Here is a 24,030-nt window from a genome sequence, read left to right on the forward strand (position 1 = left end):
TCAGGATACACTAGACATACAATATGAATAGATAAGCATGGGAGGAATAAACATGATCATCGGCATTCCGAAAGAGATTAAGAACAATGAAAACCGAGTGGCATTAACACCAGGAGCAGCTTCTCAATTACTTTCAGCTGGACATCAGATTTTGATTGAAACAAACGCTGGTTTTGGAAGCGGATTCACTGATGACGATTATGTATCTGTTGGTGCAGAAATTCTTGATCAAGCGAAAGATGTGTGGGCATCTTCTGATATGATCATGAAGGTAAAAGAACCATTACCTGAGGAATATTCATTTTTCAGAGAAGGACTCATCTTATTTACGTACCTGCATCTTGCTGCAGAGCCCTCCTTGGCTGAAGCTTTAAAACAAAAAGGCGTCACAGCTATTGCTTATGAAACTGTAACGGACGGAAAATCACTCCCTCTCTTAACACCTATGTCTGAAGTGGCAGGCAGAATGGCCGCCCAAATCGGTGCACAATTTTTAGAAAAGCCAAAAGGCGGTAAAGGCATCTTGCTCGCAGGCGTACCAGGGGTATCAAGAGGGAAGGTCACGATTATAGGCGGCGGTGTTGTTGGAACAAACGCAGCGAAAATGGCGATTGGACTTGGCGCAGATGTCACTCTTATTGACGTAAACGCAGAACGCTTACGTCAGCTGGACGATCAATTTGGTCATCAAATGAAAACGTTAATGTCTAACCCTGTCAACATCGCCGATTCAGTCAGTGAGGCAGACCTTCTCATTTGTGCGGTACTGATCCCAGGTGCCAAAGCACCAACGCTTGTGACGGAAGAAATGGTGAAGCAAATGAAGCCCGGTTCCGTCATCGTAGACGTAGCCATTGACCAAGGCGGCATTGTCGAAACCATAGATCATATCACAACACATGATCAACCTACTTATGAAAAACACGGTATTTTACATTATGCTGTCGCCAATATGCCTGGAGCAGTTCCACGGACATCGACTGTTGCTTTAACGAATGTCACCGTTCCATATGCGCTGCAAATTGCTAATAAAGGCGCTGCAAAAGCCATTCAAGAAAACAAAGCCATTGCAGAAGGTGTCAATGTCATGAACGGACATATCACATATGAAGCCGTCGCTCGTGATCTCGGCTATGATTATGTACCTGTTCATCAAGCGATCGATGCGTCTTCTATGACAGAAGCTTAATACAGACCCGCCCTTTTGATGGGCGGGTTTTATTGTTAACCAACAATAAAAACAGGTTGACAAATAGTCCTCCTCCCCTTAATCTATTTGTACAGATAAGACAGGGGGAAACATCATGCAACAGAAAACAAGAACCGCTGATTTTGTGTTAGTCGGAATGTTTGCTGCACTCATGGCGATTGGAGCCAATATCACATCCATTGTGCCGTTTTTGCAAGTCGGCGGAATTCCACTTACGATGCAGCCGTTTTTTTGTGTACTTGCTGGTCTTTTGCTCGGCAGACGGCTTGGTGCATTAGCTATGATTGTATATGCCTTGGTCGGAATTGCTGGCGCACCTGTATTCGCACAGTTCTCAGCAGGCTTTGGGGTGATTTTAGGTAAAAGCGGTGGTTTTGTCTTATCGTATATTCCTGCTGCTTGGTTAGCTGGATTCATTTTAGAAAAAAGAAAAAATCCTGGCTTTGGCCGCTTTTTGCTTGCAGCTATTGCAGGTACGACCGTCATGTATGTGATCGGAACGACTTATACGTATCTCGCATTAAATGTGTGGCTGAATGCACCCATTTCCTATCAAACCACGTGGTTCTTTATGATCTGGTTTATGGTGAAAGACTACGCTTTGACGATATTGCTTGCGATGCTGGCACCTAAAATTTATCGCTCTGTTTCAAAAGCCACGTCCTTTCGAAAACAACAAGCCGCATCATAAGTGCAGACATCATCTACAAGTTGAACATAGAGAAAAGAGCCTCTCTTCATTTAGGCTCTTTTTTTCATCATTACTCAGCGTATTGATTGATGATTCCTTCTAGCATCCCTACAAGCACTTCTACATCTTCAAGATCTGATGGACTGAAGCGGTAGCGCACAAGCTGTTCTCCATCATGATACATCTCCTCAAGCCACCCTCTGAGTCCTCTTGCTCTGCGGTCGACTTCGAAAACAATGTCTAATCCGCCTTCATCTATCAGAAAAATCAGCTCTAACTCATCAAGCATATAACGATAGTCGTCTGATGTCGGAATAAACTCAAATTCTTGAACGAATGGCAGACGACGCTGGAAGTAAGGCGCTTGTTCACAGTCTGCTTCGTTCAGGTGGAAGCCTAGATGACTAGTTGCTTCCAGTACATTTTTCACCCAAGGATGTGCTTCCACAAAAATACGGTCATAGTCAGATTTATCAATTCCGCCTTGGATATCAAGGTCTGTCACTACGGCAATTTCTACTTTTCCAATAGTCATCGGGGTATCAATCGGAAGAATAAATGAAAACGGAAATTCTTGTTTTTCGCCAGGCTGGATGGTAAAAGAATCCGTCACCCGTAAAGAAATGATATCCACATATTTTCGACGCTCTTCATCATCTTGCACAATCACATACTGTGTTTGAATCTTAACATCAATATAGCGGATGTCCTGAGAGATTTTTCCGCCCTTTGCATGGACAGTTCCCCTTACCTCTTGTCCAGGATAATAAGCGTTTTTCTCCAAAATGGTATCTACCTTTGCCGCACCAATCCCTGCACTTGCCGCTAGCTTTTTAAAAAATGACATGTCCCATCTTCCCCTTTTCATTTTTATCAGCATATATACGTAAAATAGAGGAAGAAAGATTCATTTAATACATACTTTAGTCCTAATTATTTTTTCGTTTGTGAACAACAAAAAAGCTTATAGAAAAAACATCATCGTTTTCTCTACAAGCTTTTCATCTTACAGGATAATTGCCGCAAGCCAGCCGAATAGAACAAGCGGAATATTATAATAGATAAAAGTCGGGACACATGTACCCCAAATGTGGTGATGCTGTCCATCCATGTTCAATCCAGATGTCGGTCCAAGCGTACTGTCACTTGCAGGTGAACCTGCATCCCCAACAGCCGCAGCCGAACCAATAATGGCAATGGTCGCCATTGGACTAAATCCAAGGTGTAAACAAAGTGGAACAAAGATGGTCGTAATAATCGGAATCGTGGCAAATGATGATCCGATCCCCATTGTCACAAGCAGACCCACAAGCAGCATTAAAATGGCCGCGAGACTTTGGCTGTTGCCGATAAATTGAGAAGATGCTTTAACAAGCGTTTCAATGTCTCCTGTTTTGGTTAAAACGTTGGCAAAGCCAGCCGCAACAAGCATGACAAAACCGATAAATGCCATCATGTTCATTCCAGATGTAATCAGTTGATCTGCTTCATCGCGTTTCATCATTCCGGTTACAAACAAGACAAGCAGTCCTGCAAGTGCACCGAAGATCATCCCTTCCACGCCAAGGCTTTGAGACAGATAAAGCTGGACAATCAAGGACACGAGAATGGCAAGACCGGCAAAGAATAGACTTTTTGTCGTATACGCTGATTTCTCTACATCTGTAATATCGCGATTCTCATATACTTTTGGCTTACGATACATGAAAAGGGAGACGATCAATCCTAGCACCATCCCCCCAACAGGGATCAGCATGGCATATGGAATATCTGCTAAATTCACAGCTAGACCTGCATCCTTCATATTATCACGAAGCATTCCGTGGAAAATCTGTCCAAAACCGACTGGAAGTAAAATATATGGTGCAGTGAGTCCGAAGGTCATGACACACGCTAGCAGTCTACGGTCAATTTGAAGCTCGTTAAACACTTTTAATAATGGCGGAATTAAGACTGGAATAAAGGCAATATGAACAGGAACGACGTTTTGTGAAAAACAAGATACGATCAAAATCACAAGAATGATCAGTACTTTTGATAATGTTTTTCTTCTTGAGTCGCCTTCTTTTCCTAAAAGCTTCACTGCTCCTTCAACCATCGCATCTGGAAGACCCGTTTTTGTCAGCGCCGCAGCAAATGCCCCTAAAAGCGCATAACTAATCGCCACTGTCGCATTTCCTCCGAGCCCGTCAGTAAAGGCTTCCACTGTTCCTCCCAGGCCTAACCCACCCGCAAGTCCGCCAGCTAAAGCACCAAGTGACAGTGCAATCACGACATTGACCCGCAGCAAGCTTAATATCAACATTAAAACAACCGCTAAAACAACTGCATTCATGGTGAAACCCCCGAAATCCTTTAGTTTACTAATGTAGTAGATAATTAAAGTACCAACGTATGTTACCATAGAAAAAATACTACGTCAAATGGCGTTTGTCCTACATAAAAAAGGCCCCGCCATTTGGCAGAGCCTCATCCTTTATTTCTTTCCTTCAAATCGTTCCACAAACGTTGCGAGTGATCTTACCATCACACCTGTCGCCCCTGTTGGCCCAAAGCATGAAGGCTTTTCTGTTGTTGCTGTTCCTGCAATATCCAAGTGAACCCAAGGCGTATCCTCAGCAAACTCACCAATGAATGCTCCTGCCATGATCGCATGTCCATCACGGCCTGGTGAGTTATTGAGATCCGCCATTTTGCTGTTTCGTACGCGCTTTTTATCTTTTTCAGTGATTGGCAGCTGCCAAATCATTTCACCGCATTCTTCTGATGCCTCTTTAAACTGGGCATACAGTTCATCGTTATTCGTCATGACGCCTGTTGTCTCATTTCCAAGTGCCACAATGACTCCGCCTGTTAATGTCGCCACGTCTACAAGGACAGAGGCACCATGCTGCTTCGCATATGTCACCCCATCTGCTAAAACAAGACGCCCCTCTGCATCCGTATTCAGTACTTCGATTGTTTTACCGCTAAGCGACACAATGACGTCATCTGGCTTCATGGCGTCAGCCGAGATCATATTATCGGTTGAGGCAATGACAGCAATGACATTTTGCTCTGGGCGCAGTTCACCGATGATTTCCATAGCACCTAAAACAGAGGCTGAGCCGCCCATATCAGTTTTCATCCCAACCATACTGGCTCTTGGCTTTAACGAATAGCCACCAGTATCATATGTGATGCCTTTACCGACAAGACCAATCACGTCCGTCCATTCTTCCTTGCCTTGATATTTCAGAACGATGAGCTTTGGTGGTTCTGTTGAGCCTCTATTGACAGCTAGAATCCCGCCCATCCCGAGCTCTTCCATTTGTTCTTTATCTAAAATTTCAATCTCAAATTCGTATTTATACGCAAGCTCTGCCGCGTACGAAGCCAGATCAGAGGATGTGAGCATGTTCGGCGGCATATTCACAAGGGTACGAGCCGAATTGACGGACTGTCCGTAGACCTCGCCCACTTTCAGACTTGCCTGAATTTCAGTCGTATCATGATCCGTCATTGCATAAACAAATTCGATGAAGCGATCCGGCTCATTTGTTTTATGTTTAAAATCTTGTAATTCATATGTAGCTAAAAGGCAGCTTTCAGAAAGGGCATGGGCTGCATCTTGGGCAGGCAGATCCTTTCCTATAAACGTGTCCAGCAAGACCGAAACCGCTTGCTTTTTATCTTGATGAAGCTTTTTAAATAGATGGGCAAACCCTTCTTTTGCCTCTTCAAACGTGTAATCTGATTCCTTCCCAAGCCCGACAAAATAAATGCGTTTGATGCCTGTTTCAGGGGATGGGAAAAACTTCGAAAGCTGATTTCGTTTAGATGAAATATCGCCTTCTTTTAATAATTCAGTGATTCGTCCTTCAAGTAATTCATCCATTTCTTTTGCTTTTCCTGATAATTGGCTCTTTTGAAAAAGTCCGATCGCCAGTGTATCTTTATGTTGCCATTCATTTGTCGAGAAAAACATATTTATCACACGCTCCTTCAATGAACTCCATTTTTCACATTGGAACTTCTATTATATCAAAATTTGCGGGTCTATACGATCATTGCCAGTCTGTCTTTACTTGATGAACATTTATATTTTCACACGCGGAAGGGCATCATGAAAAAGCGATGAAAACTTGTACAGCCCGTCCGCGTCTCCTCGTTCCACATCTACTTTCTTTAATGTTATAATTGAACATGGACTTGGCAGCATTTGAATCTGCTATCATTTTTTCATCATACTAGGGTACACAGTCCACCATTTTGCACGATATTTTTTCTTACAGAGAGGATGTTTCTTGTTCATGAGCGTACTGACGAATTTTCCGCTGCTTGCCAGCCTTGCAGCCATCTTTTTTGCTCAATTTGTAAAAGTACCGATTCAATTTATCATTTCTAGACGACTAGATTGGTCGCTCATTACAAGCACAGGCGGAATGCCAAGTTCACACTCCGCAGCCGTAACAGCACTCTCAACAGCAGTGGCTTTAGAGCACGGGCTAAATACATCGATCTTTGCGATTTCAGCCATCTTTGCGATTATTACCATGTTCGATGCAACAGGTGTACGCAGACAGGCAGGAGAACAGGCGACTGTACTGAACAAGCTGGTAACAGATTTTAACCGATTTGTTTCTGAAGCAAAGAATTTCCCGAGTGCGGAAGAAAAAGAAAAGCAAAAGAAATTGAAAGAGCTTCTTGGTCATAAGCCGATTGAAGTCTTCTTTGGCGGCTTAACAGGGGTCTTACTGACACTCATCTTAGATTATTACTTCATGTAGAAGCGAAAAAGCTTTGGACCTAAAACTTGTCCAAAGCTTTTTTATTCTTTATTGGCTTGAAACTGCTGACGGAATACTTGCATTGATTTTGCTTCATTAAGCTGGTTTAAGTCTTTTTCCGTTAACGTTCCTTCGCCCTTTTTGATGATATACACATCGAGCACTTTTTTACCCCATTCTCTATACACATCATCTACGGTTTCATAGTATAAATCAAGCTTATGACCTTTAATGGCTTTTCCCGTATCTGCGACCACTCCGTAGCCGTAGTTTGGGATAAAGAGAACAGTTCCAATCGGAAAGACTGATGGATCTGCAGCCACGGTTGAATATAAATCACGTTTCACTTTGACGCCTGAATATGTAATGCCATATGCATGGTGTTCCTTCGTTTTACCTGTTGATTCCACACCTGCTGTATAGCCTGTGGCGACAACCTTTTGCTTCGGGTAATCGTTCCAATTAAACGCTTCTTCGAGAGAAATAGCCCGCAAGTCATCACTTTTGAGTGCCATCGTTTCTCTTTTTGGCTGTTGGAAAAAAGAAGATACTTGCTTGCCAGGGTCAGTCTCTTTCACCCAGGCAGCTACATCACTTGGTTCGACTCCAGATATGCCCGTAAAGCTTGTCAAAAGAGCAAGCATAAAAAGGGCTGTCATGAACAATCGTTTCATCCATGTTTTCATCTTTATTTGTCACTCCTCTACCCATCTATTTGTTTCCAAACAAAATGGAAACTATGCAAAGGAGAAACAAAAAAACCCACTTGCATGTCCACAAGTGAGTTAAAACATTTGATATCCTCTTTTTCGAAGTGCATTGATGACAAAACCTGATGCAATTGCACCAATCAGACCACTTAACAAGATCATGATATCGGCCGCAGCGAGAGAGACAATGCGGTCTCCTATTCCTGAAAAAGCGGTGCCCGGTTCTCTGACATAAGCGATCATCTTTTGATTATTGATAATGAAAAGGCATACAATTGGATATAAAATAGCCATAATCCATGACATTCTCAGCAGCATATTGAGCAAAAAGCCAATGCCGAAGAATAACACGAAAAATAAAATAACTGAAATGATAACGACTGGTAAACTGATCACTTCATCTCCACCCCCAAATATCCCATCATTAGTTTAACTTGGAAATAGAGATGAAGTCAATCAATGGAAAAAGCAGATGGATTAAAGCTTCTTTCCTGTCCCTTTACATTCCTCACATGTTTCAGATCCGCCGAGCAATAGCTGAAAATATCCTTTCCCCGAACAATATTGACAGGTGGACTTCTTTTCTTTTGTATGTGCATTCATATTGCTCACTCCCTTAATCTAAATTTTCTGATAATTTATCATACCATACTTTACTGCCGATAACCAAGTAAGAAAATATGTCAAAAAAAACGTGTATCACGAGGATACACGTTTTTGTCTATGATGGTTTAGAAGAACTTGAATTTTCCTTTTTTCAGAACAAGTCCTGGTCCGCCAACCATGAATAAAGAACGGTTGTCGATGATTTTCTTCATTGCTGAAGCTTTTGTTCCTTGAAGTTTTTTACCAAACGCAACACCTACAGCGTCGTGTTCACCAAGAGAAGCAACTGTTCCTTTGATGTCTGGCTTAAAGCTTTCAAGAGAACCACCTTTCACTAGTGCAGCAAGGTTTTTCGCTACTGTTTCACCTTGCTGCATCGCGATTTGTGCAGTTGGTGGGTATGGACGGTTGATTTCTTCATTGATGATCAATGAACAGTCACCGATGATGAATACATCATCATTTTCTGGTACACGAAGATCTGGAGATACTTTTACGCGGCCGCGCATGTTTTCAAATCCAGCTTCTTCAACGATTGGGTTACCGCGTACACCAGCAGCCCAAACAACAGTTTCAGCTTTGATTTCTTCAGTATCATCGTCTTTTCCAACAATGATGCCTTCAGGCGTACATTCTTTGATCGCTGTACCAATTTTGAACTCAACGCCTTTACCTTGAAGGTAGTTCATTGCATAGTCGATCAATGCAGGATCGAATCCTGGAAGAGCTGTTGGTGCAGCTTCTACACAGATGATGCGCACATCTTTTTGATCAATATCATACTCTTTGCAAAGCTCAGGCACACGGTTTCCAAGCTCACCAAGGAACTCAATACCTGTGAAGCCCGCACCGCCGACAACGATTGTCAAGCGCTCTGGACGTTTTTCAGCTTCCGTATTATATGTCGCAAATTGAAGCTCAATGTGCTCACGAAGCTGACGAGCAGAGTTGATGTTAGAGATTGAGAATGCATATTCTTTCAGTCCTGCAATACCAAATGTTTCAGGAACAGCACCAAGCGCAACAACAAGGTAGTCGTAAGAAAGTTCGCCATCTGATGTCACGACTTTCTTCTCTTCCTTATTAATGCTTTCAACTGTTGCTTGTACAAAGTTGACACGGGAACTGTTAATCACATCTTTGATTTGATAACGACAGCGGTCATGATGAAGTGTACCTGCACTTGCTTCATGTAACCATGTTGTTTCGTAATGATAATTATGCTTGTTCACAAGAGTAATGTCCGCATCATTTGTGCCAAGCTGTTTTGTTAATCTTGTTACAGTCATTAATCCGCCATAACCTGCACCTAATACAACGATTTTCGGTTTATTCACTGGAATCACATCCACCTTTTTTAAATTTGCTGTAAAACGGATAAAGAATTACATATCGTTATTCTCAACCGCTTTGCGGCATTTTATGAAATTTAAACAAAAAAATAAGTATGTGAAAATCTGAACTTTCACCTACATAAAACGAAAGCATTTGACCGTATCCGACAAAAATTCATAAAAAATTAATATTTAGTTCCCTTAACAATAATAGCGAGTTCTGATCCAATTTTCAAGGCTTTAAACTGAAAATCCTTATGATAAACGGTCTTTCTCACTTTTTCCTCTTTTTCAAAGCTTCGACATCAAAAAACGACAAGTTTTTCAAAACAAGTCAAACGACGATGTGTGGTATGATATGATATAGTGATAACAATTTTCATTTGGGAGGATTAAAGGAATGCAAGAAGATTCTAAGGTATATGACATTACCGTTATCGGGGGCGGCCCAGTAGGATTGTTTACTGCGTTTTACGGTGGCATGAGACAGGCAAGTGTGAAAATCATTGAAAGCCTTCCTCAGCTCGGCGGTCAATTATCCGCTCTTTACCCTGAAAAATACATTTATGATGTGGCTGGTTTTCCAAAAATCCGCGCACAAGAATTAATTGATAACTTAAAGGAACAAATGGATAAATTTGATCAAACCATTTGCTTAGAGCAAGCAGTTGAAACAGTTGAAAAACAGGCAGATGGTATCTTTAAACTTGTGACAAATCAAGAGATTCATTATTCTAAAACGATCATCATCACAGCTGGTAACGGTGCATTCCAACCGAGAAAGCTTGAACTAGATGCAGCAGAATCATATGAAGGAAGCAACCTGCATTACTTCATTAATGATTTGAATCAATTTGCTGGCAGACGTGTCGCTGTTCTTGGCGGCGGAGACTCTGCGGTGGACTGGGCACTGATGCTTGAACCTATCGCAAAAGAGGTTTCCATTATTCACCGCCGCGATAAATTCCGCGCACATGAGCACAGTGTAGAAAACCTGCACAATTCGAAAGTCAATGTCGTGACACCATTTGTGCCAACCGAGCTCATTGGTGAAGACCGCATTGAACAGATTGTGCTAGAAGAAGTCAAAGGCGATAAAAAACAAGTGCTTGATGTGGACGACGTGATCGTCAACTTCGGTTTTGTTTCCTCTCTTGGACCAATTAAGCAATGGGGTCTTGAAATCGAAAAGAACTCGATCGTCGTGAAATCCACAATGGAAACAAACATTGAAGGCTTCTATGCGGCAGGAGACATCTGTACGTATGAAGGAAAAGTCAAATTAATTGCCAGCGGATTCGGTGAAGCACCAACGGCTGTCAATAATGCGAAAGCCTACATGGACCCGAAAGCCCGTGTACAGCCTCTTCATTCCACAAGCTTATTTGAAAACAAATAAGCGAGATCAAAAAAAGGAGTTCCCACTAGCGGAACTCCTTTTTCGTTTATTTAAAAACCCCAATATAGGCATTCGCCATTCCAAGTACCATTGCAGCAAGCAGCACCACAACAATCCCTGCCACAACCAAAATCACCCGATCCTTCACACGTTCCTTTTTCGGAAGCGGCTTCTCAATCCCGCAAGCTGGACACGTTTTGGAACGATACGGAATCAGTTCATGACAGTTCCTGCAATTGATTTGTTCACTCAAACCTCAGCAACCTCTTTTCTACCTACAGTTTATGTTTGGTTCTCATGATACTCTTTTCGGGTGGAAATAGCCAGTTGTGAGAGCAAGCTGTAACAAAATTGAGCGATTTATAAATTGTTGAAGTGAGAATGAAGGTTTTATCTGATCAACCGATATAGGAAATGAAGAAGATATAATGGAGGATAGGTGGAAAGATGTTTAAGCGTTTAATAATCAGTTTGAGCTTGTTACTGATGATTGGTGGCTCAGTTGAACTGTTTGCAAAAGACTACAATAAACATTATGCTCAGTTCGCAGCAGGATTGAATATGGATGTTGATCAACTAGAACCTTTTTTAAAGCATGTGTCCACTTCAATTTTAGATTCTGGTTTGAGTGATCAAGAAATCAAACAGATACTCTCTAAAGTTCAAAAAATGAATAAAAACAATGAAACGAAAAAAGTGGGTACTTTTGAAGTGGTGTACCATGAAAAACAAGCAAAGATTAAAATTGTGATTGAAGTTCATGTGGAAGATGGCAATAAAGAAGTGGTGATCTATATGTTTAGCACCCAAGAGCTGGTGGATGTCTTGGATAAAGAACTGTTGAAAATAGAAGAAGCTATATGAGAAAGAGACACTGAATGAGTGTCTTTTTTTATGGTTGATTTTCCTCAATAAAAAAGCCTCCTCGATCGTGTTGTTTACAAAAACAAACGAACAAGAAGGCTTATCTTAATCCATGATCAGTTGTTAACACTCTTCCGGCGTACCGGTATTCTTCGCTGTTCTAAAAGAAGAGCCGCATCCGCATGAAGCAATCGCGTTCGGATTGTCGATGGTGAAACCGCCGCCCATTAGTGATTGTTTGAAGTCAATGATGGTGCCGTTCATGATATCAAGGCTTTCGGAATCGACAAGGACTTGGATGCCTTGCTGTTCGAACTGCGTGTCTTTCTCTGAAACTTCATGGTCAAAGCCCATTCCGTATGAAAGACCGCTACAGCCGCCGCCTTTTACGCCAACTCGTAGGAACGCATTTTCTTCTTCATGTTCTTTCATCATATCTTTAATCTGCAGTGCAGCATCTTCTGTAATGGTTACTGGTGTACTCATGATCATCCCTCCTTTTGACTGGATGTTTCTTTTCAATTATAAACGTGATGGTGCCTTTTCTCAAATAAATGGTTTACAAATAAAATGTGCCGTCACAAATCGTTTCAGCAGGTCCTGTCATGAGCACATGCTCATTGTCTTTCCAGCGAATGATGAGATCTCCGCCTGCTAAGTGAACCGTCATGTCCGTTTCTTTTTTCGCCTGTCCATTCACAATCGTGGATACGGCCGCCGCACAAGCTCCCGTTCCGCAGGCTTGAGTAATGCCAGACCCTCTTTCCCACACGCGAAAATGCAGTTCTGTTTCACTGACCACTTCTACAAATTCTACATTGACGCCTTCTGGGAACATGTCATGTTTTTCGATGATTGGTCCAACTGTATCAAGCGGTGCCTTTTCAATGTCCTCTAAATAAAAAACGATGTGCGGGTTTCCCATTGAAACAGCCGTTCCGTTTAAGGTCGTCGTGCCAAAATCAAGCGGTTCATTAATCGTTGTGCTTGCTGGTTCACCAAGCATCGGCATTTCTTCTTTTTCAAAACGAGGTTTTCCCATATCAACTGTCACTAAATGTACGTGACCATCCTGCACATGAACGGTCGCTTCAACGAGTCCTGACAATGTTTCAATCTGAAACGTTGTGTCTGTTACGATTTGATGCTCATACACATATTTTGCGACGCAGCGCAGACCGTTGCCGCAATTTTTACCCTCTGATCCATCATTATTGAAAATGCGCATTTTCACAGGTGCAATATCTGATGGACAAATGAGGATCATACCATCTGAACCGATTCCTGTATAAACAGAAGACACGCGGATTGCTATCTCTGATAGCTGCTCTTCTGGAAGCTGTTCCTTCATCTGATTGACGTAAATATAATTATTTCCTAATCCGTGCATTTTCGTGAATTGAAATGATGTCATGAGCGTCCTCCAAAAATGTTGTTTCTTTATAGTATAAAAGGAGTCGATTCAGGAGACAATCTTATCATCCCCCGTTTTTCATACATAAAAGCTCTTTGCTGCCATGGCAAGGGGCTTTTATTATGCATATGCCTCATTTTCTCTCGTGTGATGCTTCATTTTGAAGATATTTTATTAGCATAACATATTGGATGCGCTTTCTATTAATTCTCCTTGAAAATGGAAACTGAAAGTATGAAAAAAATGCACCTCATGACCCATGTGGTGCATTTAAAACATCTCATTTTCCTCTATAAAAGCATAAATACGCTCGACTAGCTGCTCTGCATTTTCTCCTGAAACAAATTCTCCATTCACGAGTGCAAATGGGGAGTCCATACATTTGCCGCAGTAGCTTAAACAGCCGTATTCCATAACGTCTAGGTTTGGGTCTTTATCAAGCTTCTCTTTTGCTTCTTGAGACCCTTGCGCAAGATTACTTACACAAAATTCGATCAGTGGGAACACTTTGCTTCACCTCACATTGCTTTACCATCCTACCGAAATTCCTTCTATTAGTCAAAACATGAGCTTCACCTGTATCGTTACGCCTATTACTCGTAAAATGTTTTACTATTTAGGACTAACTAATGAATATGTAGGTTATTTTGAAACAATTATTGTGGTTTCACAGTAAATTCGATATAATTTTATTTGGTATTTTAACTTAAAGTTTTTTAGTATAAGTGTTTTTCAATGTCTACGGGGAAAAGGAGAATCGTCATGAAAAATTTAGTCTTGATCGGCGGAGGTTACGGGAATATGCGGGTTCTCCACCGCTTATTGCCAAATCAATTACCTGATGATGTTACTATCACATTAATTGATCGAAATCCTTACCACTGTTTAAAAACAGAATATTATGCACTCGCTGCTGGAACGATCTCTGATCATCACATCCGAGTATCTTTTCCAGAGCATCCGAAGCTGGATATTCAATATGGGGAAGTAGAAAAAATTGATATTGAAAACAAACAGATCTTATTCAGCGACCGTGAACCCATTCCTTATGACGACACGGTGATTGGACTCGGCTGTGAGGACAAGTATCATAATGTCCCTGGTGCGAAAGAACATACATACAGCATTCAAACCATTGATCAGTCAAGACATACGTATAACAAATTAAACAATTTGGGTGCAGGTGCAACGGTTGGTATCGTCGGTGCTGGACTTAGCGGGGTAGAGCTAGCCAGTGAATTAAGAGAAAGCCGTGCTGATTTAAACATTATTCTTTTTGACCGCGGAGAGCTGATTCTATCAAGCTTCCCAAAAAGATTAAGTTTATATGTGCAAAAGTGGTTTGAAGAAAATGACGTAAAGATCATTAACTGTGCCAATATTACGAAGGTTGAAGAAGGTGTTGTTTACAACCATGATGACGCCATTGAAGCAGAGGTCACCGTATGGACAGCAGGCATTCAGCCAAGCAAAGTGATACGAGAGATGGATGTTGAAAAAGACGCACAAGGCCGCGTCGTACTAACACCTCATCACAATCTCCCCGGAGATGAGCACGTCTATGTCGTGGGTGATTGCGCAAGCTTGCCGCATGCCCCAAGTGCACAGCTTGCCGAGGCGCAGGCAGAACAAATTGTCCAATCTCTGCAAAAACGCTGGAAAAACGAGCCGCTTCCTGAGGCTTATCCTCAGTTTAAGCTAAAAGGTGTCTTAGGCTCTTTAGGGAAAAAAGCCGGCTTTGGCTTAGTAGCAGATCGTCCACTTATTGGCCGTGTACCAAGACTTCTAAAATCCGGACTCCTTTGGATGTACAAGCATCACAATGGCTAACATCATGTGAAGCTCCTTCATGACGAGGGAGCTTTTTTCTATGAAACGGCATGTGCCGATGAACGGGTCAATTTAATCGGAGCAAGGGCAAGGATGCAGTCTTTACGAAACGTTCTCATCGTCTTTTTTGATAAACAATACGCTTGAATGAGCTGGTCCGTTTGACGGTGGACAATGATTTTACGCTTCGTGCACTCTCCGTTTTTCTTCATATAAATCATCTCAATTGGTATTTGCTGATGAAGAGATTGTTTCAGTAAATAATTCATGATGCTCACGCTCCTTTCATTTGATTATAATCGAACAAACGTTCTTTTTCAACCTAAAAAGGAACGTTTGTTCGATTTATTTTTGAAAAAAAGAACAGTTTATTCACTGCTCTTCTTGTATCCGTATTTCTCCATTTCTTGATAGATGTCTTTTAATTTTGGATTGCCCTCTCCGACAATTTGATCTTCTACTAAGACAAGCGGATAAAAGAATTCATCATCAAGAATTCGTTCAGACAATTCCTTTTGGTGTTCGTTTTCTGGTGGGTGCTCAATATCAATATATGTGATGCGAAACGGCTGATTCGGATATTTTCGTTTTAATGCTGCATCTAACCACTCAAATGTATCTTTTGAAGAAGGCAGATTCACGCAGCTAGCGCAAAGTACATCTCTTCCATATACATAAAGATCGACGGTTTGATTCATTTGGCAAGCCCCCTATTCTTTCTTTATTTTAGCTGAATTTTCTGTATGAAAAAAGTCAAAATCACTTTTTGTTTCAAGATGAGTTTGTGCTATAATGAGAAGGAAACTTTGAAACCAATCAATAGATTTTTATCGTCCAGATGAATATAATGGTGATATGTTGTGAAAGGAGCGATTATATCCAATGACTGAAGTCGAAATGAAAGACCAAGTACAGGAAGTACTGGACAAACTTCGTCCATTTCTATTACGTGATGGTGGAGACTGTGAGCTTGTAGACATTGAAGATGGCATTGTGAAATTACGTCTTCTTGGTGCATGCGGCAGCTGCCCAAGTTCAACCATTACATTGAAAGCCGGTATTGAGCGCGCATTATTAGAAGAAGTGCCTGGCGTTGTAGAAGTTGAACAGGTTTTCTAATTCATATATGACATGAAAACGACCCGAATTTGGGTCGTTTTTTTCAGTATTAGCCTTTTTCAGCGTGATATGAAAACCCTTGAATTCTAGGAAGGACGAGTACTGGCGCGGAGCGAATTGATATTCGTGAGCACCAGCACGCAGGACTGACACGGAATGCGAGGGTTTGTCATCACGCTGAAACGACCCGATTTGGGTCGTTTTTTTATTATTAGCTTAACTTCTCTCTAAACCAGTCCTTTATAAAGGTCAGTCTTTGAATACGCTGCCCCGGATGTCCGCTTCTGGATAAATCATGAGAAGCTTTCGGGAATTTGACGAGCCTTGTGTCTTTCCCAAGCTCCTTCAGTGCTACAAAAAGCTGTTCTGCTTGATCAACTGGGCAGCGATAGTCTTCGTCGCTGTGCAGGATGAGAAGCGGCGTGTTCACCTGTTTCACATACTTGAGCGGCGAACGATCCCATAGCTTATCGACTGAATCATAAATATTCCCATCAATCTGCCATCTTGTGAAGTAATAACCGATATCACTGATGCCATAGAAGCTAATCCAGTTTGAAATGGACCGCTGTGTGACGGCTGCGTGAAAACGGTCGGTCTGTCCGACAATCCAGTTGGTCATAAAACCGCCATAGCTGCCGCCTGTCACTCCAAGTCTTGTCTCATCAAGGAAATCATAGGCTTTCAGCACATGATCAACAGCCAGCATGACATCCTCATAATCAACGTCACCATAGCTCCCTCTCACACGGTCGGTAAACATTTGTCCGTATCCATGACTGCCATGAGGATTGATATATACGATGGCATAGCCTTCAGCGGCGAGCATTTGAAATTCATGAAAATACGTATAACCATACATGGCATGCGGTCCGCCATGAATTTCTAAAATAAGCGGATAAGTCTTCCCCTCTTCCATTTGGGAGGGCTTCATAAACCAGCCCTGCACCTCGTCGCCTTCTTTTGACTGAAACGAAAATGGCTCTGGTACCGATAGGACATGCTCCTTGAGGAATTCATCATGCTCGAACGTGATTTGCTTTAGATCCGCCTCCCCTAATGTCAGCTCATACAGCTCACTTGGTGAAACGGGTGACAGTCGGCTAAGCAATAATTTGGATTCATCTGGATGAAGGCTGAAGTTTGTGATATGTTCTGCCTCTAATCGAACAGGATAGGCTAAGCCTTCAACAGAGAAATAATAAATCCCTGTACTGCCTTGATCAGAAACAAGTGCATAAAATCCCTGGCTATCCTTTGTCCACTGCGGAAGCTGATTGGCTTCGCCCATAACGCTATCCCCTGCCATACAGTTGCCCACATACATATCGAGCATTTCTGACAACTGAACGACATTTCCCTCCTTCAGATCATACAGCCATAATGCTGGGAAAGTAGCATTTTGAAATTCGCGCTCATGTCCGATATACACGAGGCTTTCTCCATTAGGAGCAAAAGACATGGTAGAATAAGCGCCTGATGATTGTGTGATTTTCTTTGTCGTACCATCCTCTAATGATCGGAGGCACACGTCACTTATGTAAGGTTTCTGAGGATTTGATTGAATATAGGCAAGCCATTTCCCGCAAGGAGAGAGCATGTGATTCACATGATGATGCTGCCCGCTTGTGACAGCCTCTACCTCTCCTGAGTGAGTATCCACTTGAATGATCTGCGTAAAACGCCCATCTAAAAAACCTCTGCCATCTGCTTTATAGGTCAAATCATCATATACCGCAGGAGCGAACTCATCTCGCTCTTCCTTCTTTTCATCATGAACAGATTCTGATGGTTTCAGTGACACAGCCGCATAAATGAAAGCTCCATCTAGTGAAAAGACAGGATGAGATACCCCGTAAGGAATCGCCGTTAAGGTGCGCACACCGCCTCCCTCGCTCTGAATCAGTGCAAGCTGGGGAGTTCCCTTTGGCTTTTGCAAAATAAACGCAAGCTGCCTGCTGTCTTTTGACCACACTGGCTGATGATGCTTTCCATCCTCAAATGTCCATTGTGACAGCTCCTCTGTCTCTTCATCTCGAACCCATAAATGGATGTTGTAATCGTCCTTTTTGTCATTCACCGTGACCTTTGTAAAAACCGCCTTTTTTCCATCTGGTGAATAAACCGGATGAGAAACAGAAACAATCTTCGTTAAATCTTCTGCTGTCATCAGTTTCTTCATGAATGTATCTCCTCCTTTTATGCATAAAAAATAGTTCGATCCTCTAAATAATAATCCCTGCTTCATTTTATAAAAACAAGAATAAAAAAAGAACGTGCATTTTTACAGCACGTTCTCAGGTTATTGAAAAAGGGCTAAAATGATCTTTATTTTAGCTCTTTTTCTTCTTTTCAGCGTGATAGAAAACCTTTGCAGCCCTAGGAAGGACGAGTACTGGAGCGGAGCGAATTAATATTCGTGAGCACCAGCACGCAGGACTGACGGTTTGCCTACACGCTGGAAATTGCATTTTTACAGCACGTTCTTTACTTGATTGACAGGATCATGCTCCACGACAACACCTTCTACTGGTACTGTCAGCAAATCTACTTCACAATGCGGGAAGTTTTGGGCAAGCTGCTTTTTCAGCGCTTCTCCCTTCCCTTTTTCAACTAAGGTTAAGATTGTCGGACCAGCACCGCTTAATGCCGTTCCATACGCTCCTTTTAGCGAAGCGACATGCTCTACTTTCGACAGCTCTGGGACGAGCATTGTACGGTAAGGTTGATGAAATAAATCCTTATTCATCATTTCTCCAACAAGCGGCCAGTTTTGCGTCATTAATGCCGCAACAAGCACGTTGCTCACAGCACTCGCACTGACGGCATGTTTATAGGAAAAATCCTCTGGCAGGACATCACGGGCATCCTTTGTCAGCACTTCATAAAAAGGAATCACGACAACAACATCTATATCCACATGCTGCACTTTGACAGCATGTGTCTTGTCTTCTTCATGAAGACCAATCAGTAAACCTCCGAATAAAGAGGCACCCGCATTATCTGGATGGCCTTCTACCTCACTTGCAAAAAAGAGCTTTTGATCATCCGGCATATTTAATTCGAGAAGCTGATTGGCTAGCTCAATGGCTGCCACAATTGCAGCAGCACTGCTTCCCAGCCCCCGTGCCAATGGAATATCACTCCACACTTTGACATAAACAGGCGGGAGTGTTTTTCCAAAGTGATCTGCGACCTTTTTGGCTGTTTGATAAATGAGGTTGTCGGTGCCTGATGGAATCCCAGACACGACATCTGTTTCTGCTTCAAACAGCCAGCTATCATGGTCATAGACCGATAGCTTTAAATAGCGGCTGAGCGCCATTCCAACTGAATCAAAGCCTGGTCCTAAATTGGCAGTGCTTCCCGGTACTGTGATTGAAAAAAGCATGGAGGCTTTACTCATACGCGCGCGGCCTTTTCTAAGTGTTCAAGAATTTGGTCTTCATCTGCATCAAGTGTGACCGGCTTGATTTGTGAAATATCAATGGCCGTATTCGGATCTTTCAATCCGTTGCCTGTTAATACCGCAACAACTTTACTGCCTGGCTTGATTTCTCCGGATTTCACCTGCTTTAGCACTCCTGCGATAGACGCACATGAGCCTGGCTCTGCAAACACGCCTTCTAACCGTGCAATCAATTGATATGCATGAAGAATTTCTTCGTCTGTCACTTCATCAATCTTTCCGTTTGATTCATCTGCCGCCGCCACAGCTTGTTTCCAGCTTGCAGGATTTCCGATACGGATGGCAGTTGCCACAGTTTCTGGCTGTTCAATCACTTCATTTCGCACGATCGCTGCTGCACCTTCTGCTTCAAAGCCGCGCATGACAGGCAGCCCAGTTCCTTTTTTCTCATGGTATTCCTTGAAGCCTTTCCAGTAGGCAGTGATGTTTCCTGCATTTCCAACAGGAATCGCCAGTACGTCCGGAGCCGAGCCTAGCTGCTCACAGATTTCAAATGCCGCCGTTTTTTGTCCTTCAATTCGGTACGGATTGACAGAGTTCACAAGGGCAATCGGCGATTTTTCACAGATGCTGCGGACGATTTTCAGTGCATCATCAAAGTTACCGTCAATCGCAATGATCTCTGCTCCGTACATCACAGCCTGTGCAAGCTTGCCAAAGGCAATTTTTCCGTCTGGAATGATGACGATACATTTCATATCAGCACGGGCTGCATAAGCCGCTGCCGCTGCAGAAGTATTCCCTGTCGAAGCACACATGACCGTATCATTGCCTTCTTCTTTTGCCTTTGCAACAGCCATGACCATCCCGCGGTCCTTGAAAGAGCCTGTTGGGTTGACGCCTTCTGTTTTCACATGAAGCTCAATCCCTAGTTTTTCCGAAAGCTTGGCGAGGTGGATCAGCGGGGTATTCCCTTCATTTAATGTTAGTTTTGGTGTTGATTCGTTTACTGGTAAGAATTCTTGGAATTCTTCAATAAGTCCATTCCACTTCATCAGCTTAAACCGTTCCCTTCTACTCGGTACGTGCTCTTCACTTGAACCACCACGTCGAGATCGTTTAATTTTTGCAGGATATTTGAGAAATCTTCTTCTGAGGTCTGGTGTGTAATAATCACAATTTCAGCCAGCTCATCATGCCCTTTCACAGGAAGCTGAAGGATCTTTTCAAAGCTGATGCCTCTTTCAGAAAAAATAGATGTAATACGGGAGAATGCCCCGACTTGATCTCTAACATGAATTCTTAAAAATTGCTGAGCAAATACTTCCGATGGTGATTTGATCTTTTTCTCAAACTGCGGTGCGATAAATCCGCTTCCGTTTACGCCAAGACGCATGTTTTTCATGACTGCGACTAAGTCTGATACAACAGCGGTTGCCGTTGGCAGACTTCCAGCTCCAGGTCCGTAAAACATCGTTTCTCCTACAGCACTCCCATAGACATACACCGCATTGAATTCATTGTTGACCGATGATAACGGATGGTGATCAGGGAGTAAGGTTGGCTGGACACTAACTTCTACTTTTTCTCCGTCTCGCTGGGCAATTCCGATGAGCTTCATTGTGTAGCCAAATCGTTTACTGAAATTAATGTCTTCATCAGAAACGTCAGAGATGCCCCTGACCTTTACATCCTCTAATTCCACATTCATGGAAAATCCGAGTCTTGCAAGAATCGCCATTTTCCTTGCTGCATCTAGTCCTTCTACATCAGCTGTTGGGTCTGCTTCTGCAAAGCCAAGATCCTGCGCTTCTTTTAAGACATCTTCATATGCGCTTTTATTGACGTTCATTTTCGTTAAAATAAAATTCGTTGTGCCGTTCACAATCCCCATCATCTTCGTAATTCGGTCAGAGGCTAATCCTTCCTCCAGCGTACGCAGAATCGGAATTCCTCCGGCGACACTTGCTTCATAATAAAGATCACAGCCATTTTCTTTCGCAACATGTAAAAGCTCTGTTCCGTAAAGTGCCATTAAATCTTTATTGGCGGTAATAACATGCTTCTTCTCATTTAACGCATCTATTAAATATTGTTTTGTCTCTTCAATGCCGCCCATCACTTCAATAATGACGTCAATCTCTGGATCTCTAATCACATCGTATACTTCAGTTGTGAAGACCTCTCTTGCCACATCCACATCTCTCTTTTTATCAGGATTGCTTACAAGTACTTTTTGTATTAATACCGGACAGCCGATCTGGTGCATTAATTTATCCTGATGATCTTGGATAATCTTGACGACACCGCTCCCCACTGTTCCTAATCCTAATAGTCCAACTCGAATTGCCTTCACCTGAAATTCCACCTTTCTCCGTCAATGTCCTCTCTAAAAAGACATTTGTTAACCTAACACAGACATTCAATGTACACACATTATAAAGGGGTATCCTCATTTTGACAAGGTAATAAAATATGAGATTGTGAGAATGAAACCGCTTAATAGCTATTTATATCAAGATTCTATATTTTCAAAATATTTTTGTCAGAAAAGCTCTCGAAACTCAGGGAGCCTGATATGATGAACGAACCGGCGTTTTAGCTTGCTGACCTTGTAAGATAAGCGCAATATTTTCAGCACATAAACGCATCATCGTTTTTCTCGTTTCGACACTTGCACTGCCAATATGAGGGAGAACCGTGACGTTACGTAATGTTGTTAGCGGATGAGATGGGCTGACAGGCTCCTGTCTAAATACATCCAGACCAGCGCCGGCAATTTTTCCTGTCGTGACTGCCTCATATAAAGCATCCTCATCCACAGTCTGTCCTCTTGATACGTTAATAAAATAAGCAGAGTTCTTCATCAGATCAAATGCCTTTTCATTAAATATGTCTTTCGTTTCTGGGGTTAACGGCGTCAGGCAGACAATGAAATCAGACTGCGTGAGCAAGTCCTCAAAAGCCGCATAGGTCACGCCGAGCTGCGCTTGTGCCTCTGGCTTTCTTGACCGGTTATGGTACAGCACTTTCATGTCAAAACCTGCTGCCCGCTTGGCAAGCGCTGTTCCGATGCTGCCCATGCCGACAATTCCAAGGGTTTTGTGATGAACATCAGCTCCTGCAAGAAGAAGCGGGCCCCAGCCTGTCCAATTTCCTTCCTTAATCCAATCACTCGCCTCGACAATCCGTCTCGCTGATGCCATCAGAAGGGCAAAGGCTAAATCAGCCGTGGATTCCGTTAATACATCAGGCGTATGACAAATGGTGATGTTGCGCTTTTTAGCGGCTTCAAGATCAATATTGTCATAACCCACAGCAAGGTTTGCGATCACCTTAACATGTGGAGCCTTTGATAAAAGGGCTTCATCTACTTGATCTGACAGCATGGTGAGAAGCGCATCCGCTTTCGCTGCTTGTTTTTCTAATTCTTCTCGTGGACACGACTCATCTTCGCTTGGCCACATCTCGATATGAGCGACTTCTTTTAGTGGTGTAAGTGATGCTTCATCCAGCTTTCTTGTGATATAGACATAAGGTTTCGTCAAGAAGAACACTCCTTTGATTGATTTCTTTAAGCATAACGAAAAACGCCTCAAGAGAAAAGAGACGTTTCATCTGTTCACTGAAACTTCAAATCAGTGGACCTGTGATCCAGCCAACAGGTGGAATGAGGCTCCCGCCGCTTCGCATGGCACTCATTTCTTGAAAGACCTTTAGAAAGTATTCATAGCGATTGGCATCATTTAAGACGTAATCTAGCCGTTCTTCATAATATGATTTTTCAGTTTCTCCCGACATGTAGTAGCCTTCCACAATTTCAAAATAATGAAGCGGGAACAACAAGCGGCTGTATAACAAACGCTTAGAAAAAGAAGAAAGTGGTGTCACCTGCTCATATTGCTGAAGAAAGGAAAAACCCTCTTCAATTAAATCTTCCTTATGCTGGACAAAGGTTTCTCTTAAGTATTCGGCAATATCCCGGGTTGGATGATCAAAGACCCAATCTACAGGTAAACGAAGCGGCTGCTCATGCGGCCACGTCCTCCGCGAAAAACGCTGGTGGCAGACAGTGCCTGAGTCGCATTCTTTCGGTTCATCATCCAGCTCAGTATCTACTAAATATTGAATGGCGTTTTCCGTTAATCCTAGATAATACGGAAAGGATTCGATGAATTTTTTTTCAAACCGTTCCAGTGGTTTTTGGTGCATTTGCTGCATCCAAAAGCCTTCAAGCTGATCTAACCGTTTTGCCCACAATTCCTTCCAGGCTCCCACTCGTTTTGTTTCAGACACCTCATATGGAAATCCTCTTCCCCTGACATGAAAGGCCGCCAGCTCTGACGCCTGTTGAAACGAACGGCTTGAGATCGGCGGTGCTGCCTTTAGTAAAGCATACAGCTCCTTTCCATGAGTAAAGGTGGGCTTCTCTTCATTTGTTAATTCAAACACAGCGACGTATGGGTCTCCGGCATTCAGTAAATACTGACTGATATGAAACAGCTCTGTGAGTTCTTCTTCTCGCAAATGAGACACAGGAACAATGATAAAGAGAGCCTCCGACGTTTGAAAGCTCTGATAACTGCCATATGGCATAAGTTGACGCACATCAATACCAAATGTGTGATAAATGGTTTCTTTCATGTTTTCACCTGCGTTCATATGATCGATCTCT

Annotated in this window: 25 protein-coding genes and 1 pseudogene; 7 read left to right on the forward strand and 19 right to left on the reverse strand. The window is 42.6% G+C overall.

Going from position 1 to position 24,030, the window contains the following annotated elements; all coding sequences use genetic code 11:
- Positions 1–52: 52 nt before the first annotated feature.
- Positions 53–1,189 (forward strand): alanine dehydrogenase, encoded by a 1,137-nt coding sequence (gene ald / locus MHI33_RS17535; protein ID WP_061409499.1) that lies wholly within the window; start codon positions 53–55, stop codon positions 1,187–1,189.
- Between the two features lie 115 nt (positions 1,190–1,304).
- Positions 1,305–1,901, forward strand: coding sequence for a biotin transporter BioY (locus MHI33_RS17540; RefSeq protein ID WP_003212636.1), 597 nt, complete (start codon positions 1,305–1,307; stop codon positions 1,899–1,901).
- Between the two features lie 70 nt (positions 1,902–1,971).
- Here MHI33_RS17540 and MHI33_RS17545 read toward each other — a convergent pair whose 3' ends face one another.
- The 3 genes from MHI33_RS17545 to MHI33_RS17555 all read right to left on the reverse strand — a co-directional run bounded on the left by MHI33_RS17545 (position 1,972) and on the right by MHI33_RS17555 (position 5,868).
- Positions 1,972–2,748 (reverse strand): sporulation protein, encoded by a 777-nt coding sequence (locus tag MHI33_RS17545; RefSeq protein WP_340912813.1) that lies wholly within the window; start codon positions 2,746–2,748, stop codon positions 1,972–1,974.
- A 159-nt stretch (positions 2,749–2,907) separates the two neighbouring features.
- Positions 2,908–4,236: a Na+/H+ antiporter family protein gene (locus MHI33_RS17550; protein ID WP_340912814.1), complete on the reverse strand. Its 1,329-nt coding sequence runs from the start codon at positions 4,234–4,236 to the stop codon at positions 2,908–2,910.
- 141 nt (positions 4,237–4,377) lie between these two features.
- Positions 4,378–5,868: a leucyl aminopeptidase gene (locus MHI33_RS17555; RefSeq protein ID WP_050944058.1), complete on the reverse strand. Its 1,491-nt coding sequence runs from the start codon at positions 5,866–5,868 to the stop codon at positions 4,378–4,380.
- Between the two features lie 325 nt (positions 5,869–6,193).
- Between MHI33_RS17555 and MHI33_RS17560 the strand changes: the two genes are divergently transcribed.
- Positions 6,194–6,670 carry a divergent PAP2 family protein gene (locus tag MHI33_RS17560; RefSeq protein WP_044140837.1) on the forward strand — a complete coding sequence of 159 codons (477 nt, stop codon included), beginning with the start codon at positions 6,194–6,196 and terminating at the stop codon, positions 6,668–6,670.
- A gap of 41 nt (positions 6,671–6,711) precedes the next feature.
- On the opposite strand, the gene MHI33_RS17565 is transcribed toward MHI33_RS17560, so the two are convergent.
- From MHI33_RS17565 to MHI33_RS17580, 4 genes are all read right to left on the reverse strand, one after another.
- Entirely contained in the window at positions 6,712–7,356 is a 645-nt protein-coding gene (locus MHI33_RS17565; RefSeq protein WP_340912818.1) for a 3D domain-containing protein, read from the reverse strand.
- A 99-nt stretch (positions 7,357–7,455) separates the two neighbouring features.
- Positions 7,456–7,776 (reverse strand): YuiB family protein, encoded by a 321-nt coding sequence (locus MHI33_RS17570; protein ID WP_044140838.1) that lies wholly within the window; start codon positions 7,774–7,776, stop codon positions 7,456–7,458.
- An 81-nt stretch (positions 7,777–7,857) separates the two neighbouring features.
- Complete coding sequence (locus MHI33_RS17575) at positions 7,858–7,983, reverse strand: YuiA family protein (protein ID WP_157957789.1); 126 nt, start codon at positions 7,981–7,983, stop codon at positions 7,858–7,860.
- A gap of 128 nt (positions 7,984–8,111) precedes the next feature.
- Positions 8,112–9,329, reverse strand: coding sequence for an NAD(P)/FAD-dependent oxidoreductase (locus MHI33_RS17580; RefSeq protein WP_161792789.1), 1,218 nt, complete (start codon positions 9,327–9,329; stop codon positions 8,112–8,114).
- Between the two features lie 391 nt (positions 9,330–9,720).
- Between MHI33_RS17580 and yumC the strand changes: the two genes are divergently transcribed.
- Positions 9,721–10,719 carry a ferredoxin--NADP reductase 2 gene (yumC, locus tag MHI33_RS17585; protein WP_044140839.1) on the forward strand — a complete coding sequence of 333 codons (999 nt, stop codon included), beginning with the start codon at positions 9,721–9,723 and terminating at the stop codon, positions 10,717–10,719.
- Between the two features lie 46 nt (positions 10,720–10,765).
- On the opposite strand, the gene MHI33_RS17590 is transcribed toward yumC, so the two are convergent.
- Entirely contained in the window at positions 10,766–10,972 is a 207-nt protein-coding gene (locus tag MHI33_RS17590) for a hypothetical protein (protein WP_012011136.1), read from the reverse strand.
- A gap of 194 nt (positions 10,973–11,166) precedes the next feature.
- Here MHI33_RS17590 and MHI33_RS17595 point away from each other — a divergent pair, with 194 nt between their 5' ends.
- Positions 11,167–11,583, forward strand: a complete 417-nt coding sequence (locus MHI33_RS17595) for a hypothetical protein (RefSeq protein WP_065099088.1) — start codon at positions 11,167–11,169, stop codon at positions 11,581–11,583.
- A 123-nt stretch (positions 11,584–11,706) separates the two neighbouring features.
- Here MHI33_RS17595 and erpA read toward each other — a convergent pair whose 3' ends face one another.
- The 3 genes from erpA to MHI33_RS17610 all read right to left on the reverse strand — a co-directional run bounded on the left by erpA (position 11,707) and on the right by MHI33_RS17610 (position 13,504).
- Positions 11,707–12,069: an iron-sulfur cluster insertion protein ErpA gene (gene erpA, locus MHI33_RS17600; RefSeq protein ID WP_340912823.1), complete on the reverse strand. Its 363-nt coding sequence runs from the start codon at positions 12,067–12,069 to the stop codon at positions 11,707–11,709.
- A gap of 73 nt (positions 12,070–12,142) precedes the next feature.
- On the reverse strand, positions 12,143–12,997 hold the full coding sequence (gene dapF, locus MHI33_RS17605) for a diaminopimelate epimerase (protein WP_044140842.1): 855 nt from the start codon (positions 12,995–12,997) through the stop codon (positions 12,143–12,145).
- A 270-nt stretch (positions 12,998–13,267) separates the two neighbouring features.
- A complete protein-coding gene (locus MHI33_RS17610; protein ID WP_003213414.1) occupies positions 13,268–13,504 on the reverse strand; it encodes a YuzB family protein in 237 nt (78 codons plus the stop codon).
- 255 nt (positions 13,505–13,759) lie between these two features.
- On the opposite strand from MHI33_RS17610, the gene MHI33_RS17615 reads away from it, so the two are divergent.
- Positions 13,760–14,827, forward strand: a complete 1,068-nt coding sequence (locus tag MHI33_RS17615) for an NAD(P)/FAD-dependent oxidoreductase (RefSeq protein WP_106066299.1) — start codon at positions 13,760–13,762, stop codon at positions 14,825–14,827.
- A gap of 38 nt (positions 14,828–14,865) precedes the next feature.
- On the opposite strand, the gene MHI33_RS17620 is transcribed toward MHI33_RS17615, so the two are convergent.
- Positions 14,866–15,096 (reverse strand): hypothetical protein, encoded by a 231-nt coding sequence (locus tag MHI33_RS17620; RefSeq protein ID WP_058013767.1) that lies wholly within the window; start codon positions 15,094–15,096, stop codon positions 14,866–14,868.
- A 99-nt stretch (positions 15,097–15,195) separates the two neighbouring features.
- On the reverse strand, positions 15,196–15,525 hold the full coding sequence (locus MHI33_RS17625; RefSeq protein WP_106029275.1) for a YuzD family protein: 330 nt from the start codon (positions 15,523–15,525) through the stop codon (positions 15,196–15,198).
- A gap of 121 nt (positions 15,526–15,646) precedes the next feature.
- On the opposite strand from MHI33_RS17625, the pseudogene MHI33_RS17630 reads away from it, so the two are divergent.
- Positions 15,647–15,946: pseudogene (locus MHI33_RS17630) on the forward strand (NifU family protein).
- Positions 15,947–16,157: 211 nt separating this feature from the next.
- Here MHI33_RS17630 and MHI33_RS17635 read toward each other — a convergent pair.
- The 6 genes from MHI33_RS17635 to yutH all read right to left on the reverse strand — a co-directional run bounded on the left by MHI33_RS17635 (position 16,158) and on the right by yutH (position 23,999).
- Positions 16,158–18,128, reverse strand: a complete 1,971-nt coding sequence (locus tag MHI33_RS17635; protein ID WP_340912828.1) for a S9 family peptidase — start codon at positions 18,126–18,128, stop codon at positions 16,158–16,160.
- Between the two features lie 291 nt (positions 18,129–18,419).
- Entirely contained in the window at positions 18,420–19,352 is a 933-nt protein-coding gene (gene thrB, locus MHI33_RS17640; RefSeq protein ID WP_111912001.1) for a homoserine kinase, read from the reverse strand.
- On the reverse strand, positions 19,349–20,410 hold the full coding sequence (thrC, locus tag MHI33_RS17645) for a threonine synthase (protein WP_340912832.1): 1,062 nt from the start codon (positions 20,408–20,410) through the stop codon (positions 19,349–19,351). The genes thrB and thrC overlap by 4 nt, the downstream gene beginning before the upstream one ends.
- On the reverse strand, positions 20,410–21,711 hold the full coding sequence (locus tag MHI33_RS17650; RefSeq protein ID WP_044140849.1) for a homoserine dehydrogenase: 1,302 nt from the start codon (positions 21,709–21,711) through the stop codon (positions 20,410–20,412). The genes thrC and MHI33_RS17650 overlap by 1 nt, the downstream gene beginning before the upstream one ends.
- Positions 21,712–21,919: 208 nt before the next feature.
- Positions 21,920–22,903, reverse strand: a complete 984-nt coding sequence (locus MHI33_RS17655) for a 2-hydroxyacid dehydrogenase (protein ID WP_340912837.1) — start codon at positions 22,901–22,903, stop codon at positions 21,920–21,922.
- An 85-nt stretch (positions 22,904–22,988) separates the two neighbouring features.
- Positions 22,989–23,999, reverse strand: coding sequence for a spore coat putative kinase YutH (yutH, locus tag MHI33_RS17660; RefSeq protein WP_065099109.1), 1,011 nt, complete (start codon positions 23,997–23,999; stop codon positions 22,989–22,991).
- Positions 24,000–24,030: the final 31 nt, after the last annotated feature.

Source organism: Bacillus sp. FSL K6-2971, assembly GCF_038006405.1.
GTDB classification, from domain to species: domain Bacteria; phylum Bacillota; class Bacilli; order Bacillales; family Bacillaceae; genus Bacillus; species Bacillus pumilus.